Source organism: Bifidobacterium santillanense (genome assembly GCF_018555385.1).
Classification (GTDB): domain Bacteria; phylum Actinomycetota; class Actinomycetes; order Actinomycetales; family Bifidobacteriaceae; genus Bifidobacterium; species Bifidobacterium santillanense.
The window spans coordinates 174,762-193,084 of sequence record NZ_JAFEJS010000004.1; the positions used below are offsets into that span (position 1 = coordinate 174,762).

Here is an 18,323-nt window from a genome sequence, read left to right on the forward strand (position 1 = left end):
TTGTATGTCGTTCGGCACGTGCGCCCGCCCACACGTGCACGCACGAGGGTCGCGGGTTCCTCCGGCGCGACGTTCGCGGCGCGTTCCACCGCGGGACCCGCTGTCCCGGCCTCGGGATGGGTCTAGTCGTCGTCGGATTGCTCGGGAACTCCGGAGCTCAACTCGGCAATGATGTCCTGTTCTGTTTTCGCCTCGGCGCGCAGCTGCCTGCGTGCCTCGTCAGGCTCACTCACATAGTAGAGAGCGGCGTCGATACTGTCCAGCGGGACGCCCTCCATCGCGGAAAGCAGCAGCCGGTAGAGGTCCAGCTGGACGAGCTTCTCGGCGGTCCGCCGCCCGTCGCGCGGACGGCGTCCGGTCTTCCAGTCGACGACGGTGAACCGCTTGGACGGGTCGTCCGGGTCGAGGCCGCCGACGAACACGGCGTCGAGCTTGCCGTTGGCGATGATGCCGTCGAGCCCGGGCAGGGCGACGACGAGCTGGCGTTCGGCCCACGCGGGCGTGCGGCGCGCCCACGGCGAGTCGGCGAGTCGGCCCTCCCAGACGACGAGGTCGCGTTCCACGGCGTCCGGACGCTCCTGCCGTTCTATGCCGTCCCGACGCGCGCGCAGGTCGTCGAGCAGCGTCTCGCGCGTGACGGCGACGTCCCGCCCGTCCGGGATCGCGGCGTCGACGAAGCGTTCGGCCCACGCGTGGAAGCGCGTGCCGGCGGATGCGGCGGGCGAGGCGACGGACGGGATCGGGCGCACGATGCCGCGCCAGTAGCGGCGCTCCTCGTGCTCGCCCAACTGCCCGGCGCGCGCCTGCAGGCTGGTGACGGAGCGGCGCGAACCGGCCAGGATGCGCTGCGCCTTGGCCTTGACGGCCGCGTCCAGATCGGCGCCCTCGAGCGTGCCGGCCATGAGGTCCTCGTCGGCGACGAGCAGCCGGGCGCGGGCCATGAGCGGCCCGTCGGGCGCGGACGGTCCCGTCTCCCCGTCCCGGCGCGCCCCGCGCACGGCCTCGGCCGCCGTGTCCAGACGCTCCTCGAGCGTGCCGCTCAGCGAGGCCGGCCACGGCAGGGTCGCGTCCTCGTCGCGATCCTCGACCGGGTCGAGCAGGGCGTCGCGCACGACCGCGTCCTCGTATTCGCGCGCTCGTTCGCCGACGAAGAACCCGTCGGGCGCCGTGGCCGCCGGCTCGACGCCCTCGGGCAGGGCGCCGGGGTCGCCCACGACGTCGGGGCGGTGCCCGAGCGCGTCGTGCACCTCGGTCCAGAAATTGGAGGGCTTGGCCTCGCGCGACGACGCATCGTCCGCCGCGACGCGGCCGGGGTCGGCGCGGCGCGAGTACGTGAGCAGCACGTCCTCCTTCGCGCGGGTCAGCGCGACGTACATGAGCCGGCGCTCGTCGGCGTGCAGCCGGCGGCCGTACTCCTCGCGCTGGGTCAGATGCCAGGAATCGGGGTCGACCTCGTCGACGCCGTCGCCGACGGCGCGCAGCGTGCCGTACACCTCGTCGTCGATGGCCTCGACGCCGTCGAGCGCGTCCAGCGAGGCGATCGGGTCGGCGTCGGCGGGCGCGTCGTGCGGGAAGCGCGGCAGGATGCCCGCGTCGGCGCGGATCGGCGCCGGCACGGCGGTCGGGTCGTCGAGCCAGGTGCGGGCCGTCTCGCGGTATTCGGGCGCGTGCCACACGCCGCCCTCCATGCCGCCGACGTGCGATTCGTCGGGCGTGACGCTCAGCCGGTCGCCCTGTCCGCTGGGGAACGCGCCGGCCGCGAGCCCGACGATGGCGACGGAGTCCCATTCGAGGCCCTTGGACTGGTGGACGGTCATCAGCTCCACGTCGGCGCGCTGGTCGGGGCGCAGCGTGGCGGTCTCGTCCTCGATGCTGCCCAGCGCGTCCACCCACGCCATGAAGCCGCGCAGCGTGGGGGTCGAGCCGGCGGCGATCTCGGCGGCGTACGTGTCCGTCAGGTCGATGATCGCGTCCATCGGGATGCGCGCGAGCGTGGGGTTGACCGCGGCGACGTCGGCGGGGCCGTCCGGGTCGGCGTGCATCGCCTGCGCGAGCACGGTGTCGATGTCGAGGTCCAGCGCGCGCACGGCCTCGCGCACGACGTCCGGCAGGGGCCGGCCGACCACGTCGTGCACGCGGCGCAGCACGGAACCCGCGCGCAGGACGACGCGGCGCGCGTCGGGGGCGAACCGGTCGTCGCCGTCGATGAGCCGCTCCAGATCGCCGCGCAGCATCACGTCCGGCAGGAACACGGCGTTGGCGACCTCGTTTCGGTGCTCGCGCACGATCGACGCCCAGCGCTCGCGGGGCGCGTCGGTGGGCGCGATGCCGGCGGCCGCGAGCGCGCGGAACCGGGTCTCCATGTTGAGCGTCTCGGCGATCGACGCGAGCGCGGTCAGGGCCGCGGTGTCGAGGCCGAAGCGTGGGGTCGCGAGCAGACGCATCAGCGACGCCGAGTCGGTGTGGTCGGCGGCCACGTGCAGCAGGGCGAGCACGTCGCGGATCTCGGGCCGTTCGAGCATGGCCGAGTAGCCGACGACCAGCGTGGTCAGACCGGCCTCCTCGAGCGCGCGCTGGTAGTCGGCCATGTGCTTCTTGGAGCGGAACAGCACGGCGACGCTGCGACGCTTCGGCCCGGGGTTCCACGGGTCCGGGTCGGCCGTCGGGCCGTCGCCGCGGGCCGCGTCGAGCTCGTCGCGACGCGCGCAGTGGCGGCAGAAACGCACGACCGCGTCGATCTCCTGGCCGAGCGTGTCGTAGCCGAGCACGCCGAGCGTGCCGAGCGGCGCCCCGGGCAGCGTGCCGAGCGGGGTCACGTCGACCTCGCGCATCAGCGAGCTGCCGGCGCGGCGCGGGGCCTCGCGCAGCGGCAGGGTCAGGTCGTTGGCGGCCTCGAGCACGAGGCGCGCGTTGCGCCGGGTGACGCTCAGCGCATACGGACGGGCGTCGGCGGGCATGCGGAAGTCGCGCTGGAACATGCGGAACGCACCCGGGCTGGCGCCGCGCCACGCGTAGATCGACTGGAAGGGGTCGCCGACCGCGTTGACGGCGGTGCCGGGGCCGTGGAACAGGGTTGCCAGCAGGGACGCCTGCGTGGTGGAGGTGTCCTGGTACTCGTCGAGCAGCACGTGGCTGAAGCGGCGGCGGTAGCGCTCGCCGATGGACGGGAAGCGGGTGACCAGCTGGTAGGCGGCGATGGTGAAGTCGCCGAACTCGGCCATGTCGCGCCGGCGCTTGGCCGCCGTGTACGCCTCGACGAGGTCCAGGAGCACGTCGCGCGTGGCGGCGACCTCGACGAGGTCCGCGCAGTTGCGCAGGCACGCCTCGTGCTGGCGGCGCTGGAAGTCGCGCAGCTTCGCCGCCCACGTCTCGTCGGTGTCCTTCTTCAGGTGGCGCGGCGGCTTGAGGCTCGGCGCCTCCTCGGGCACGTCCTCGCCGCCGATGGCGTCGCGCACGCGCTCGGCGAAGGCGCCGTCCCACGCGCGCACCTCGGCGATGGCCCGGTCCATGTCGGCGACGTCGCCGCCGATCATCGCGCTGCCGATCGCCCCGGACAGGGCGAGCACGCGGCCGGCCAGCGTACTGAACGCGCCGAGGTCGACGCCGCGCAGCTCGTCCATGTGCTCGTCGATGACGTCGGCGGCCAGCTGCAGCGCGCCGGCCTCGCTCAGCGGCTGCGTGTTCTGGTCGAAGCCGACGAGCAGGCCGTACTGCCGCACGATCGACTGGAAGAACGCGTCGTAGGTGAGGACCGACGGTTTGAGGAACATCGCGTCCTCGCGCGCGTCGGTCACGGCGGCGGAGACGCGTGCGAGCAGCTCGCCGGCGGCCTTGCGCGTGAACGTGAGTCCGAGGATGGCCTCGGGGGCGACGCCGCGCTCGATCAGGGCGATGATGCGGCGGGTCATCGTGTAGGTCTTGCCCGATCCGGCGCCGGCGACGACGAGCACGTCGGCGTCCGCGGGCGCGCCGACGACGGCCGCCTGTTCGGGGCTGTCGGTGAAGACGGGTGCGTTGGTCATGCTTGCCTCGTTTCGAATACGGTGTCGATCTCGCCCGCGCACGCCGGGCAGACGGTGCGCATGCGGCAGTGGGACAGGTGGGCCTTGGTCGGGTGGGCGGTCAGATGTTCGGACCGGCTCGCGGCGGCCGCGAAGAACACGCGCGCGATCATCGTGAGCGACCACAGGGCCTGCGTGCCGTCGAGCGAGGCGAGCGCGCGCCACTGCGTCGCGGTGACGCCGTCCGGCAGGCCCATGTCGGTCCCGTCCACCACGCCCGGACGCTCCGGGTCGAGCACGGGCATCTCGAGGATCCTCGACGCCTCGCGGAAGTAGGAGCGCGGCGTGAACCCGTCGGCGTTGAGCGAGCCGCGCGAGAACAGCGCGGGCTGGTGGAGGCCCTCCGGCGCGTGGCTCTCCGCGGGCGCGGCCTTGTGCTCGACGTGGAACAGCGCGCATTGGCCGATCCGCGGCGCGACGGCGAGCGCCCGGGCGCCGCGCGGGGCCGGCGAGCCGTCCGCGAGGTGTTCGGGGAAAGTCACGCCGAGCTGGTAGCACACGAGCTGCAGGTCGTTGGAGATCTGGTTCTGCACGGGCGTGCGCCCGGTCTTGTAGTCGATGAGCCGCAGCCGTTCGGTGCCGTCGGGCATCAGGCGCGTCTCCATGCGGTCGATGCGGCCCGTCAGGCGCACGGTCAGGTCGTCGCGCATACCCTCGGGCCAGCCGCCGACCAGGAGGCCCATGAGTCCGGCGAGCCCGTGGCGGTCGAGCGTCTCGACGCCGGGGGTCGCGTTGACGGCGGCGAGGATGTCGTCCAGATCGAACCGCGCGGCGAACTCCTCCTCGCATGAGGCGCTCTCGAGGCGTCCGGTCTCGAAGTGCTTCGCGTTGGCACCGAGGTAGTCGGGCTCGTTGGAGCCGGTGAAGTAGGCGGCGATGTGCCCCAGGGTCTCGCCCGCGGTGCGGTCCTTGCGGATGGCGGCGTACCGGCTCGCCGGGTCGTCGATGTCGGACGGATCGGTTTTGAGTTCGTCGTAGATCGCGACGAGCCGGTCCGTGACGGCCTTGAGGCACCTGTCGCGGGACTCGCCGGCCATGAAGCCGGGCAGGTCGAGCCCCTCCTCGCTGCCGCGCTGGGCGACCGCGTGGATGAGCGTGCCGAAGCCGGTGGCGACGCTGCTCGGGCGCGGTCCGGCGAACGTGTTCTCCAGCATCCAGCACACCGGGCACTCCCACAGCCGGTCCACGGAGGACGGCGACAGGGAGACCACCGGCGGGCGGGCGGGGGCGTCCGGACCGGGCGCGAGGTCCGCGCCCGCCGCGTCACCGCCATGGTGCGGCGGATACGTCCAGTTGTCGGGATCGGCGGACTCGACGCCGTGGTCGGCGAGCAACGCGAGCGCGGCGGCCGCGTCGCGCGCCTCGTCGGAGCCGGCCGGGCTGGTCGCCAGGACGACGCGCGCGGCCGCGACCAGTCCGCGCGGGTCGGCGTCGAGGCCCGCGAACGCGCCGGATCCGGCGTCCGCCCCTCCCACCTCGGTGAAGCGGGAGGAGCCGCGGTCGTAGCGTTCCGGCAGGTAGCCGTAGAGGAAGTCGGAGGGCGTCAGGTCGTCGCTCATCACGGCGCTGACCGTCACGCGGAGGTCGGCGCGGGTGAGCGCGACCAGCAGGCTCTTCTTCTCGGAGGAGAGCACCGACTCCAGCCGCGGGTCGTGCGCGGAGCCGGCGCCCCGGGCGGGCCCGCCGTGCAGGACGACGTCGGCGAGGTCCTCGCCGCCGAACATCGTGTTGCGTTCGGCGAGGTTGGGCCACACGTTCTGCTGGACGGCGGGGCACCACACGTACGCCCAGTGCCGTCCGGCCGCGCCGGCGGGCGTGGTCAGGGTGACGGCCTGCTCGACCGGGCCGATGTGGGCGAGCGAGTCGGCCTCGATTTGCATGGCGCGCACCTGCGCGATGAAGTGGACGACGTCGTGGCCGGCGGTGCCGCCCTCGGCGTACTGGAACAGGCGCATCGCCGCATCGAGGCGGTCGTTGGCCGCACGGCCCTCGGGGGTGTTGTCGAGCGCGGCGCGCTGCCAGACGCGGGCCACGCCGGTCGCGTCCCAGGCGAGCGCGAGCGCGAACTGCGGGCCGTCGCCGGCGAGCCGGTCGAGGCCCCCGGCGACCTTGTCGACGAGCAGCCACAGGCGTTGGAACGCCCGAAGCTGCGGGTCGGTGCCGACGACCCGTCCGACGGCGGCGACCACGGCGTCGGCGGGCGCGCGCGGATCGTCGAGCGCGAGCATCGCGTACAGCGCGTTCAGGCCGAACGCTGGCGCCTCGTCGGCGGCCAGCGGGTCGAGCAGCGAGTCGTCGACCATCGGCACGGCGGCGGACGGCGTCCCGTCCGCGTCGCGCCGCGCGCGATCGGCGTCGGTCAGGGTCCGCCAGCCGCGTACCAGCGCGGCGAGCGTCTCCCCCGTGCCCGCGGGATCGCCGTCGGCCGCGGTATCGTGGGACTCCGCCTCGCCGATCGTCGTCGTGCCCGCATCGGACGCGTCGTCGCCGATCACCGCGGAGAGCGATTCGAGCGCGTGCATCGCGGATTCGATGACCTCGAGGCGCGCGGGCCGGCCCTCGCCCGGCCTTGCACCGGTCGTGATCAGCGGTCCGGCCATCAGCGTCGCGACGCGGGAGCGGGCGAACGCGGCGATCCCGCGCAGGGTCATGTCGGCGCCGTCGAGGCCCCGGCGGCGCAGTCGGGCGAGTTCGATCAGCGCGAACAGGCCCTGCACGAACGGCTCCTCGTTGAGGGGGCGGGTGACCGACGAGTAGCGCACGGGCACGCCGTCGCGGCGCAGACGCTCGCCGAACGCGCGCACGGTGGCGTTGTCGTGCGCGATGACGGCCATGTCGTTCCACTGCGCGTCGCCGTCGAGCCGGGCGCGTTTGATGCGCCAGACCACGTCGTCGAGCTCCTCGCGAGGCGAACGGTACAGGGCCGTCGCGAGCGAGCCGTCGGACGGCTCCGGGGCGTGGGCACCGAGCGGCGCGATCGGCCATGCGCCGGGCAGCCGCGGCGTCTTGCCGGGACGATCCGGCAGCGGAGTCGGATCGTCCTCCGGCGAGGGGATGGACAGGGAGACGCGCGCCGCGACGATGTCGCGGTAGGTGGGGCGCGGCGCGCCGGCCGCGGGTTCGGAGACGGCGCCGGGTCGACCGTCGCCGCGCGCGGCAGCGACGTCGTCCACCGCGTCCGCGGCGACGCGTACGGGCGTCGCGTGCAGCGGGCCGTCGCACGCCCGCGCGAAGAGGTATTCGGGGTAGGAGCCGCGGAAGGTCTGCACCGACTCGTCCGGGTTGCCGACGAGCAGGAGTCGCGCGCCGGCGCCGGCCAGCGCCTCGAGGAAGTTCAGGCCGGCGAGCGTGGTGTCCTGGAAGTCGTCGACGACGAGCAGACGCGGCAACGACGCCGTCCCCGCGGCGCGACGGCGCAGCACGGCCGCGCCCTCGACCAGCAGCCGGGAGGCGTCGAGCCGGTATTCGCCGGGATACGTGCGTTCGATCGCCGCGACGTATTCGCGGCGCAGCGCGAACGCCAGACGCCACTGCAGCTCCAGTCGCTCGCCGGCCGGACCCTGTGCGCGGGCGGCGGCGACCAGCTCGTCCTCGCGGTCGAACGAGGCGCCGAGCTCGTTCATGCGGGCGAGCATGTCGCGCAGCTGGTCGACGAACGCGGACGAGACGCCGCGCGCGAACATCTCGTCGGTCGAGGCCGCGCCCGCGGTCCCGTCGGCATCGGGGTCGGCGGCGCGCGGGGCGTCGTCCTCGAACGAGGCCACCGCGCGCGCCCAGTCGTCGGACGCGAAGTAGGCGCGCAGCAGGCCGCACGTGCCGCACAGGTCGCCGACGCGGGCGTGCGCCAGGTGCGCGGCCAGCACGCCGCGCAGCAGGGCGTCCTGTTCGGCGCCGTTGAGCAGCCTCGGCGCGCTCTCCCCGGCCGCGAACCGCTCGCCGGCGATCGCGCGGAACGCGACGGCCGACAGCGTCGTGACGGGCCTGACCTGCGCGGACGCGCCGATCACGCGGATCGCGCGGTCGCCCAGACGGTCCGCGATCACGCGGTCGGGGACGGTCATCGCCGCCGCATCCCCGCCGAAGCGCTCCAGCGCGGCCAGCAGCGCGGCGAACGCGAACTCGGTCTTGCCTCCCCTCGGCGGCGCGGCGGCGAGCAGGACGCGCGGCGCCCCGGCCTGGACGCCGTCGTCCGCGAACAGCGTGTGCAGCGCGTCGGTCGCGCTCATGGTCTGCATCGTGTCGGTCATGGTTCCAGACTAAGTCCCTTCCCGTCGGACGGTGGATGTGCACCGGTTTTCGACCGGACATCGCCGCCTCCGGCGTGTCGCGTCGGCGTCCCCGCGCGGGGAGGGCGCGGGATTCCGCCGGCGTTATGGCCCGGTCTTGACTACACTGGGCTTACAGAAGGTGGGGACTCGGCCTCGCGCCGACGCGACTTCGCACCGCACGCACCATAAGGAGTTTGAAGAATGGTCGATTATGACGCCGCGGTCGCGGCTGTGCAGGATCCGAACGCGGATCCCGTGTTTCTGGCGAAAATCGCATACGAGAACCCGGAGTTCGGCGCGAACGTCGCGGTGAACCCGCGCGCCTACCCCGGCCTGATCCGCTGGCTCGCCGAGTTCGGCGACGACCGCGCGCGCCAGACGGTCGCGCAGCTGGGGTATGCGGTGTCCGACTCCCCCGCCGGCGCCCATCAGCCGTCCGAATCCGCCGAGGAGCCGTCGGCGCCCGCCGCCGCGGACGCGTCGTCGTACGACGACGGCCCGGCGTACGGATACGCCCCGTCCGGGCAGGCCGCCGCCCCGGCCGACGCCGCGCAGGCCGCGGCCCGTCCGGTCTCGTTCGAACCGCACCCCCGTCCCGCCTCCTACGGCGAGGACGCCTACGTGCAGCCGGCGAGGAACCCCTACGGCTTCACCGCCGCGCAGGCCGCGTCCACCACCGATCAGATGCAGATGGCCGAGATCGCCCGCAGCGCGCCCGAGCTGTACGCCGATCTGGCGCGCAATCCCAACCTGTACCCGGCGCTCGTCGACTGGCTCGCGCAGCTGCACGACCCGGCGGTCGACGCCGCGCTCGCCGCGCGCACCCCGCGGTTCTGACGGTCCCACGCCAAGGAGGTTCTGCCATGACCCGAACGATCCCGTTCCCTCCCGCGCCGGAACCCGGCTGGTATGCGGATGACGCCCTCCCCGCGCCGGGCGCCGGTCCCGCGCGCGAGCTGATGGACGACATCCAATCCGTCGCCGACGAGCCGTTCGACGCCGAGGCGCTCGACGGCGCTGGCGACGGCCTGCCCGCCGCGCTGAGCGCCATCGAGGACGTCGACGACGAGTATCCCGCCACCAGCGCCGCGATCCCGATGCACACCGTGCCGATGACGCAGCACGCCGGCGGCGACAGCGGCCTCGCGGAGCTCTCGCGGGCCACCGGCGACGTGCTGCGGACGCTGCCGCGCCATCAGGAGCCGGCCGACGCCGCGTCCGGGGAGTCTTCCGGCGAGCCGGCCCCCGGCTCCTCCCCCGCGTCGTCGGCGGCCGGTCCGGCCGCCGTGCCGGCCGTGTCCCCCGCCGGCGGACCGACGCCGGCCTCGTCCGACGCGTCGCCCCGCCGCACCTACGTGCTGCGCAACGGCTCCACCGGGCAGTCGATCGTCGTCGACTCCAGCATGCTGCTGGGCCGTCGCCCGTCCAATCCGGTGCCCGACGGCGCGAGGATCGTCCAGCTCGAGGATCCGACGCGCACCATCTCGCGCAACCACGCGACGATCACGATGGACGAGGACGGCCGGCTGTGGCTCGACGACTGCCGGTCGCTCAACGGCACGTTCCTCGTCATCGACGGGCACGACCACAAGATCGCCTCGGGCGAGGCCGTCGCTGTGGCCGCTCCGGCCTCCATCCGATTCGGCGATCAGCTGTTCGAGCTGACGGAACGCACGTCCGAGGACTGACGCCGGCGTCCGGACGATCCGCGCCCCGTGCGCGCCGCGCACCCGCCGCCTACGACGAAGGGCCGTGACCTCTCCCCGCTTGGGGAGGTGGTCACGGCCCTTTCGATTGCTTCGGACTACCCTATGCTACCGGATCAGGCGTCCTGGCCCTCGTCGGAGGCGGAGTCGTCCGCATCGCCGTCGGCGGAGCCGGAGGCGTCATCGTCGCCACCGAGGAGATCGGTGTGGTCGATGTGGTGCTCCTCGTCCTCGTCGCCGAACATGGCGGTGCCGCCCTGGTCGTCGAGGAAGTCGTCGGGGTTGAAGTCCTCGCCGAGCTTGAGGTCGCCGAAGTCGATGTTGGAGAAGTCCACATCGCTCATGTCGCCGTCGGTGAAGTCCACGCCGTCGCCGTCCGCGTCGCCGCCCAGACCGAAGTTCGGGTAGATGGTGTCGCGGATCGCCTTGTCCGGCTCGACCACCGCGTTGCGGTAGCGGGCCAGGCCGGTGCCGGCCGGGATGAGCTTACCGATGATGACGTTCTCCTTGAGGCCCTTGAGGTCGTCGACCTTCTGGTTCAGGGCGGCGTCGGTGAGCACGCGGGTCGTCTCCTGGAAGGAGGCGGCGGACAGCCACGAATCGGTGGCCAGCGAGGCCTTCGTGATGCCCATGAGCTCCGGACGGCCGGAGGCGGGCTTCTTGCCGGCCTTGACGGCGGCCTTGTTCACGTCGCGGAAGCGGCGCTGGTCCACCAGCTCGCCCGGCAGCAGATCGGTGTCGCCGGAGTCGATCACGGTGACGCGACGGCTCATCTGGTGCACGATGACCTCGATGTGCTTGTCGTGGATGTCGACGCCCTGGGAGCGGTACACGTTGTGCACCTCCTCGACGATGTTCATCTGCGCGGCGCGCTTGTTGAGGATGCGCAGGATCTTCTTCGGATCCACGGAGCCCTCGACCAGCTGGGTGCCGGTGGCGACGTGCTCGCCGTCCTTGACCAGCAGCGGCACGCGGCGGGAGACGGAGTACGTGATCGGCTTGATCACGCCCTCCTCCATCGGCGCGCCCGAGTCGGCGTCCGGGGTCAGGATGACCTGACGGCCGCGGTCGTTCTCGGTGATCTTGATCGTGCCGGCGAAGTCGGCGATCGGGGACTCGCCCTTAGGCGTACGGGCCTCGAAAAGCTCGGTGACACGGGGAAGACCCTGGGTGATGTCGGACGCCGAGGCGACGCCGCCGGAGTGGAAGGAACGCAGGGTCAGCTGCGTACCGGGCTCGCCGATGGACTGGGCCGCGACGATGCCGACGGCCTCGCCGACGTCGACCAGCTTGTTGGTGGCCATCGACCAGCCGTAGCACTTGGCGCACACGCCGCGGCTCGACTCGCAGGAGAGCACGGAGCGGCACTTGACGAACTCGACGCCGTGCTTGACGAGGTCCTCGAGGACGTCCATCGACAGGGCGTCGTCGCGCTTGTACAGCACGGTGGTACCGTCGGCCGGATCGAGCACGTCGGCCGCGAGCAGACGGGAGTACGGGCCGCCGTCCGCCGCCTTGACGAGCACGAGGTTGCCGTCGGCGTCGCGGTCGGCCACGCGGATCTGGATGCCCTGCTTGGTGCCGCAGTCCTCCTCGCGCACGATGACGTCCTGCGCCACGTCGACCAGACGACGGGTCAGGTAGCCGGACTCGGCCGTACGCAGTGCGGTATCGGCCAGACCCTTACGCGCGCCGTGCTGGGAGATGAAGTACTCCAGCACGGACAGGCCGTCGCGGTAGTTGGACTTGACCGGACGGGGGATGATCTCGCCCTTCGGGTTGGCCACGAGGCCACGCATGCCGGCGATCTGGTTGATCTGCATCATGTTGCCTCGCGCGCCCGACTGGACGATGATGGCGAGGTTGTTGAGCGGATCGAAGTCGTGCTCGACGGCCTTGGAGACCTCGGCGGTGCACTTGGTCCACAGGTCGATGAGCTCCTGGCGGCGCTCCTCCTCGGTCAGAAGACCCATCTCGTAGTTCTCGTTGACCGTGGCGGCCTCGTCCTCGTAGCTGGCGACGAGCTTGTTGCGCTCGGCCGGCTCGATGACGTCGGAGAACGCGAAGGACACGCCGGACCACGGCGCGCGGGTGAAGCCGAGATCCTTCAGGGCGTCCAGCGAGGCGGCCACCTGGGCGGTGGAGTAGCGGGTCGCGATGTCGTCGACGATCTTGGCCAGACGCTTCTTGCCGACCTGCTCGTTGACGAACGGGTAGTCGATCGGCAGGGTCTGGTTGAACAGGATGCGGCCGTAGGAGGTCGCGAACAGCGCGGTGCCGTCGTGGAAGCGCTCCTCCTTGACGACCTCCTCGCCGTTCTGGGCGGCCGGGTCGGCGACCTTGAGCTCGCCCGGCTCCCAGCCGGCGGGCAGCACGAAGGTCTCCGGCACGCGGATGAGGACCTTGGCCTGCATGTCGATCTCGTGCAGGTCGAGCGCCATCTCGGCCTCGGCCAGCGAGGAGAACACGCGGCCCTGGCCCTTGGCGCCCTCCACCACGGTGGACAGGTAGTACAGACCGAGGATCATATCCTGGGACGGCATGGTCACGGTGTGGCCGTCGGCCGGCTTGAGGATGTTGTCGGACGCCATCATCAGCGAGCGGGCCTCGGCCTGGGCCTCGGCGGACAGCGGCAGGTGGACTGCCATCTGGTCGCCGTCGAAGTCGGCGTTGAAGGCGGCGCAGGCGAGCGGCGGCAGGTGGATGGCCTTGCCCTCGACGAGGATCGGCTCGAAGGCCTGGATGCCCAGACGGTGCAGCGTAGGCGCACGGTTGAGCAGCACCGGGTGCTCGGAGATGACCTCCTCGAGCACGCCCCACACCTCGGAGTCGCCGCGGTCGACCAGACGCTTGGCGCTCTTCATGTTCTGCGCGTAGTTCATGTCGACGAGGCGCTTGATGACGAACGGCTTGAACAGCTCGAGCGCCATCGGCTTCGGCAGACCGCACTGGTGCATGCGCAGGGACGGGCCGACGACGATCACGGAACGGCCGGAGTAGTCGACGCGCTTGCCGAGCAGGTTCTGACGGAAGCGGCCCTGCTTGCCCTTGAGCATGTCGGACAGGGACTTGAGCGGGCGGTTGGAGGCGCCGGTGACCGGACGGCCGCGACGGCCGTTGTCGAACAGGGAGTCGACGGCCTCCTGGAGCATGCGCTTCTCGTTGTTGAGCATGATCTCCGGGGCGCCGAGCTCGATCAGTCGCTTCAGACGGTTGTTGCGGTTGATCACGCGGCGGTACAGGTCGTTGAGGTCGGAGGTCGCGAAGCGGCCGCCGTCCAGCTGGACCATCGGGCGCAGGTCCGGCGGGATGACCGGGATGACGTCGAGGACCATGGCCTCCGGCTTGTTGCCGGTGGACAGGAACGCGTTGACGACCTTCAGGCGCTTGAGGGCCTTGGTCTTGCGCTGCTCGGACGCGTCCTTGATCTCCTCGCGCAGGTCGGCGGCGATGGCCTCGAGGTTGAGCGACTGCAGGCGCTTCTTGACGGCCTCGGCGCCCATGCAGCCCTCGAAGTAGTCCTCGTAGCGGTCCTGCATCTCGCGCCACAGATCCACGTCGTCGATGATGTCGCCCGGCTTGAGCTTCTTGAACTTGTCGAAGACGGCACCCATGCGCGCGATCTGGTCGTCGTAGCGCTGGCGGATGGCCGCCATGTCGCGCTCGGCGCCGTTGCGCAGCTTGGCCTTGGCGGCGCCCTTGGCCTCGCCGGCCTCCTCGAGCTCGTGCAGATCGGCCTCGACCTTCTTGGCGCGCTCCTCGATCTCGTTGTTGCGGCGGTGCTCGAGGGCGTTGATGTCGTGGTCGAACTCGGCCTGCAGGTCCGGCAGGTCCTGGTGGCGCTGCGCGTCGTCGACGGCGGTGACCATGTAGGAGGCGAAGTAGATGACCTTCTCCAGCTCCTTCGGGGTGACGTTCAGCATGTAGCCCAGACGGGACGGCACGCCCTTGAAGAACCAGATGTGGGTGACCGGGGCGGCCAGCTCGATGTGGCCCATGCGCTCGCGGCGCACGCGGGAGCGGGTGACTTCGACGCCGCATCGCTCGCACACGATGCCCTTGAAGCGCACGCGCTTGTACTTGCCGCAGGCGCACTCCCAGTCGCGGGTCGGGCCGAAGATCTGCTCGCCGAACAGACCGTCCTTCTCCGGCTTCAGGGTGCGGTAGTTGATGGTTTCGGGCTTCTTGACCTCGCCGTGGCTCCAGCCGCGAATGTCGTCCGCGGTGGCCAGGCCGATCCTCAGCTTGTCAAATGCGTTGACGTCCAGCACTTGTTTCTTACGTCCTTACTTGAAAACGGTTCTAACGTTGCTCGTTCTGCTTGCTCGTGGGCGGCGCCCCGCCGTCCGCCCTCCCGGGGCGGGGCGGGGACGCCGCATGACGACTGCGCTCAGTCGTGCGTTACCGTGTCCGCTGTGCGGGGCTCGCGCCCCGCCGGGCTCACTGGTACTCGGGCTGCGGGGCGGCCTGGTCTTCCTTCGCCGCGGCGTCCGGGCGGGCGCCGATGTTGAAGCCGAGGTCGTCGGAGGCGCTGCTCGGATCGTCGTCCTCGTCCTTCATGTCGATGGCCTGGCCTTCGGCGTTCAGGACCTCGACGTTCAGGGACAGGGACTGCATTTCCTTGAGGAGCACCTTGAAGGACTCGGGGATGCCCGCCGGCGGCAGGTTCTCGCCCTTGACGATGGCGCCGTAGGCGCGCACGCGGCCGTCGACGTCATCGGACTTGGTGGTCATCATCTCGTGCAGCGTGTACGCGGCGCCGTAGGCCTCGAGGGCCCACACCTCCATCTCGCCGAAGCGCTGGCCGCCGAACTGCGCCTTGCCGCCCAGCGGCTGCTGGGTGATCATCGAGTACGGGCCGGTAGAGCGGGCGTGGATCTTGTCGTCCACGAGGTGGTGGAGCTTGAGCATGTACATGTAGCCCACGGAGATCGGACGCGCGTACGGCTCGCCGGTGCGGCCGTCGAACAGCGTGGCCTTGCCGTCGGGGCCGACCAGACGGTCGCCGTCGCGGTTCGGCAGCGTGGTGGACAGCAGGCCCTTGAGGACGTCCGGCTTGACGCCGTCGAACACCGGGGTCGCGACCGGGGTGCCCGGCTCGGCCTTCTCGGCGCCCGCGGGGACGAGCTTCTTCCACTCGGCCTCGAGGTCCGGATCCAGGGAGATGTCCCAGCCGGAGTGCGCGATCCAGCCCAGGTGCAGCTCGAGCACCTGGCCCAGGTTCATTCGCGACGGCACGCCGAGCGGGTTGAGCATGATGTCGACCGGGGTGCCGTCGGCGAGGAACGGCATGTCCTCCTCGGGCAGGATGCGGGAGATGCAGCCCTTGTTGCCGTGACGGCCGGAGAGCTTGTCGCCGACGGTGATCTTGCGGTGCTGGGCGATGTAGACGCGGATCATCTGGTTGACGCCGTTGGGCAGCTCGTCGCCGTCCTCCTCGGCGTCCTCGCGGGTGATCTCCTTGACGCCGATGACCGTGCCGGTCTCGCCGTGGGGCACGCGCAGGGAGGTGTCGCGCACCTCGCGGGACTTCTCGCCGAAGATGGCGCGCAGCAGGCGCTCCTCCGGGGTCAGCTCGGTCTCGCCCTTCGGGGTGACCTTGCCGACGAGGATGTCGCCGGCCTCGACCTCGGCGCCGATGCGGATGATGCCGCGCTCGTCGAGGTTCGCGACCGCGTCCTCGCCGACGTTCGGCAGGTCGCGAGTGATCTCCTCGGCGCCCAGCTTGGTCTCGCGGGCGTCGATCTCGTACTCCTCGATGTGGATCGAGGAGAGGGTGTCGTCCTGCACGAGGCGCTGGGAGATGATCACGGCGTCCTCGTAGTTGTAACCGTTCCACGGCATGAAGGCGATGAGCAGGTTCTTGCCGAGGGCCAGCTCGCCCTTCTCGATCGCGGGGCCGTCGGCCATCACGGTGCCGGCCTCGACGCGCTCGCCGTCGTGGACGATCGGACGCTGGTTGTAGCAGGTGGTCTGGTTGGAGCGCTGGAACTTGGCCAGCTTGTAGGAGCTGGTCGTGCCGTCGTCGTTCATCACGCGGATCATGTCGGCGGACACGTAGGTGACCACGCCGTCCTTCTCGGACTTGATGACGTCGCCGGAGTCGTTGGCGGCGCGCCACTCGGAGCCGGTGCCCACGAGCGGACGCTCGGACTCGATCAGCGGGACGGCCTGACGCTGCATGTTGGTGCCCATCAGCGCTCGGTGGCCCTCGTCGTGCTCGAGGAACGGGATCAGCGAGGCGCCGAGGGAGACCATCTGGCGCGGGGAGACGTCCATGTAGTCGACCTGGCTGACCGGGACATCGACCGCCTCCTCCTCGCCGACTCGGGCGAGGGCCTCGGACTGCGTGAAGTTGCCGTCCTTGTCGAGCTCCTGGTTGGCCTGGGCGATCACGTGGTCGAGATCGCGGTCGGCGGTCATGTACTCGACCTCGTCGGTGACGTGGCCGTCGACGACCTTGCGGTACGGGGTCTCGATGAAGCCGAACGGGTTGACGCGGCCGAAGGTCGCCAGCGAGCCGATCAGACCGATGTTCGGGCCTTCGGGGGACTCGATCGGGCACATGCGGCCGAAGTGGGACGGGTGCACGTCGCGCACCTCCATGGAGGCGCGGTCGCGGGACAGACCGCCGGGGCCCAGCGCGGAGAGACGACGCTTGTTCGTCACGCCGGACAGCGGGTTGTTCTGGTCCATGAACTGCGAGAGCTGCGAGGTGCCGAAGAACTCCTTGATGGTGGCGTTCACCGGGCGGATGTTGATCAGGGACTGCGGGGTGATGGCCTCGGCGTCCTGGGTGGTCATGCGCTCGCGCACGACGCGCTCCATGCGCGACAGGCCGGTGCGCAGCTGGTTCTGGATCAGCTCGCCGACCTGACGGATGCGGCGGTTGCCGAAGTGGTCGATGTCGTCGACGTCGACGCGCAGGTCCACGTCCTCGCCGTTGCGACGGCCCGGGAAGGTGGCCTTGCCGTCGTGCAGGGTGCACAGGTACTTGATCGTCGCGATGATGTCCTCGCGGTGGAGGGAGCGGTCGTTGACGTCGTTCTCCAGACCGAGCTTGCGGTCGATCTTGTAGCGGCCGACGCGGGCCAGATCGTAGCGCTTGGTGTTGAAGTAGAAGGAGTCCAGCAGGTTCTTGCCGGCGTCCGGGGTCGGGGTGTCGGCCGGACGGATCTTGCGGTAGAGGTCGACGAGGGCCTCGTCCTGGGTCTGCAGGGTCTCGCGCTCGAGGGCGTCGAGCACCAGCGGGTAGTCCTTGAAGGCCTCGCGGATCTCCGGCTTGGTCATGCCGATGGCCATGAGGAAAACGATCGCGGACTGCTTGCGCTTGCGGTCCACGCGCACCTGCGGCTGGTCCTTCTTGTCGATCTCGAACTCGAGCCAGGCGCCGCGCGACGGGATGATCTTCGCGCCGAAGACCTCCTTGTCGGAGGTGCGGTCCTGCTGGCGGTCGAAGTAGACGCCCGGGGAGCGCACGAGCTGGGAGACGATGACGCGCTCGGTGCCGCCGATGATGAAGGTGCCGTGCGCGGTCTGCAGCGGGAAGTCGCCCATGAACACGGTCTGGGACTTGATCTCGCCGGTCTCGCCGTTCTCGAACTCGGCGTTGACGTACAGCGGCGCGGAGTAGGTGTAGTCCTTCTCCTTGCACTCCTGCACGGTGTGACGCGGCTCCTCGAAGTACGGGTCGGAGAAGGTCAGGGACATGGTCTGCGCGAAGTTCTCGATCGGGGAGATCTCGTTGAAGACCTCGTCGAGGCCGGAGGTGTGCGGCGTGGTGACGGTACCGTTCTTCTCGTCCTCGGCGACGCGCGCCTTCCAGCGGTCGTTGCCGATCAGCCAGTCGAAGCTGTCGGTCTGCACGCCCAGCAGGTAGGGCACATCGATGGGTTCCTTGATGGAACCGAAGTTCACGCGGTCCGACGCCTTGTGCAGGTCGATGTCGTGCTGGTCGGCGCGCGCGGTGATGGTGGTGGTATTCGTCGTAGACTCAGTAGCCAATGGACGTTCCTTATCGCTCGCTATATCGTATGGTTCCCCGGGAGCGCACGCATGGCCACCATATGCCTCTGCGGACGCTTCATCGTTGATGGCATGCCCGCAATATGACATACCCTATGCAAACAAACAACTCTAGTGGTATGGCTGGACGTCCATACCCGCAGGCCCCGCTTCCCCATGCCGCGGGGCGGAAATCAACACAATCCCGTCACATTTCGGGCCGATGCGCGGCGGACCGGACGGATCCGCGGCGATGACGACTGCAACGAGGGCATGAACAACTC

General features: G+C 70.7%; 6 protein-coding genes. 2 read left to right on the top strand and 4 right to left on the bottom strand.

What is annotated here, in order from left to right:
- Positions 1 to 122: 122 nt before the first annotated feature.
- Positions 123 to 4,022: an ATP-dependent DNA helicase gene (locus JS528_RS05580; protein ID WP_214358099.1), complete on the bottom strand. Its 3,900-nt coding sequence runs from the start codon at positions 4,020 to 4,022 to the stop codon at positions 123 to 125.
- Positions 4,019 to 8,296 (bottom strand): PD-(D/E)XK nuclease family protein, encoded by a 4,278-nt coding sequence (locus tag JS528_RS05585; protein ID WP_420838194.1) that lies wholly within the window; start codon positions 8,294 to 8,296, stop codon positions 4,019 to 4,021. The genes JS528_RS05580 and JS528_RS05585 overlap by 4 nt, the downstream gene beginning before the upstream one ends.
- A 234-nt stretch (positions 8,297 to 8,530) precedes the next feature.
- Between JS528_RS05585 and JS528_RS05590 the strand changes: the two genes are divergently transcribed.
- Together JS528_RS05590 and JS528_RS05595 are read left to right on the top strand one after the other, a co-directional pair.
- Positions 8,531 to 9,166, top strand: a complete 636-nt coding sequence (locus tag JS528_RS05590) for a variant leucine-rich repeat-containing protein (protein WP_214358100.1) — start codon at positions 8,531 to 8,533, stop codon at positions 9,164 to 9,166.
- A gap of 26 nt (positions 9,167 to 9,192) precedes the next feature.
- Positions 9,193 to 10,017, top strand: a complete 825-nt coding sequence (locus JS528_RS05595) for an FHA domain-containing protein (RefSeq protein ID WP_214358101.1) — start codon at positions 9,193 to 9,195, stop codon at positions 10,015 to 10,017.
- 134 nt (positions 10,018 to 10,151) lie between these two features.
- On the opposite strand, the gene JS528_RS05600 is transcribed toward JS528_RS05595, so the two are convergent.
- Entirely contained in the window at positions 10,152 to 14,306 is a 4,155-nt protein-coding gene (locus JS528_RS05600) for a DNA-directed RNA polymerase subunit beta' (RefSeq protein ID WP_214358102.1), read from the bottom strand.
- A 169-nt stretch (positions 14,307 to 14,475) separates the two neighbouring features.
- A complete protein-coding gene (gene rpoB, locus JS528_RS05605) occupies positions 14,476 to 18,039 on the bottom strand; it encodes a DNA-directed RNA polymerase subunit beta (RefSeq protein WP_214358103.1) in 3,564 nt (1,187 codons plus the stop codon).
- Positions 18,040 to 18,323 lie beyond the last annotated feature (284 nt).

Bases quoted from the DNA above. Each gene is read 5' to 3' on its own strand.
- JS528_RS05585 (WP_420838194.1), bottom strand. From the start codon at position 8,296: ATGCAGACCATGAGCGCGACCGACGCGCTGCACACGCTGTTCGCGGAC.
- JS528_RS05595 (WP_214358101.1), top strand. From the start codon at position 9,193: ATGACCCGAACGATCCCGTTCCCTCCCGCGCCGGAACCCGGCTGGTAT.
- JS528_RS05580 (WP_214358099.1), bottom strand. From the start codon at position 4,022: ATGACCAACGCACCCGTCTTCACCGACAGCCCCGAACAGGCGGCCGTC.
- JS528_RS05590 (WP_214358100.1), top strand. From the start codon at position 8,531: ATGGTCGATTATGACGCCGCGGTCGCGGCTGTGCAGGATCCGAACGCG.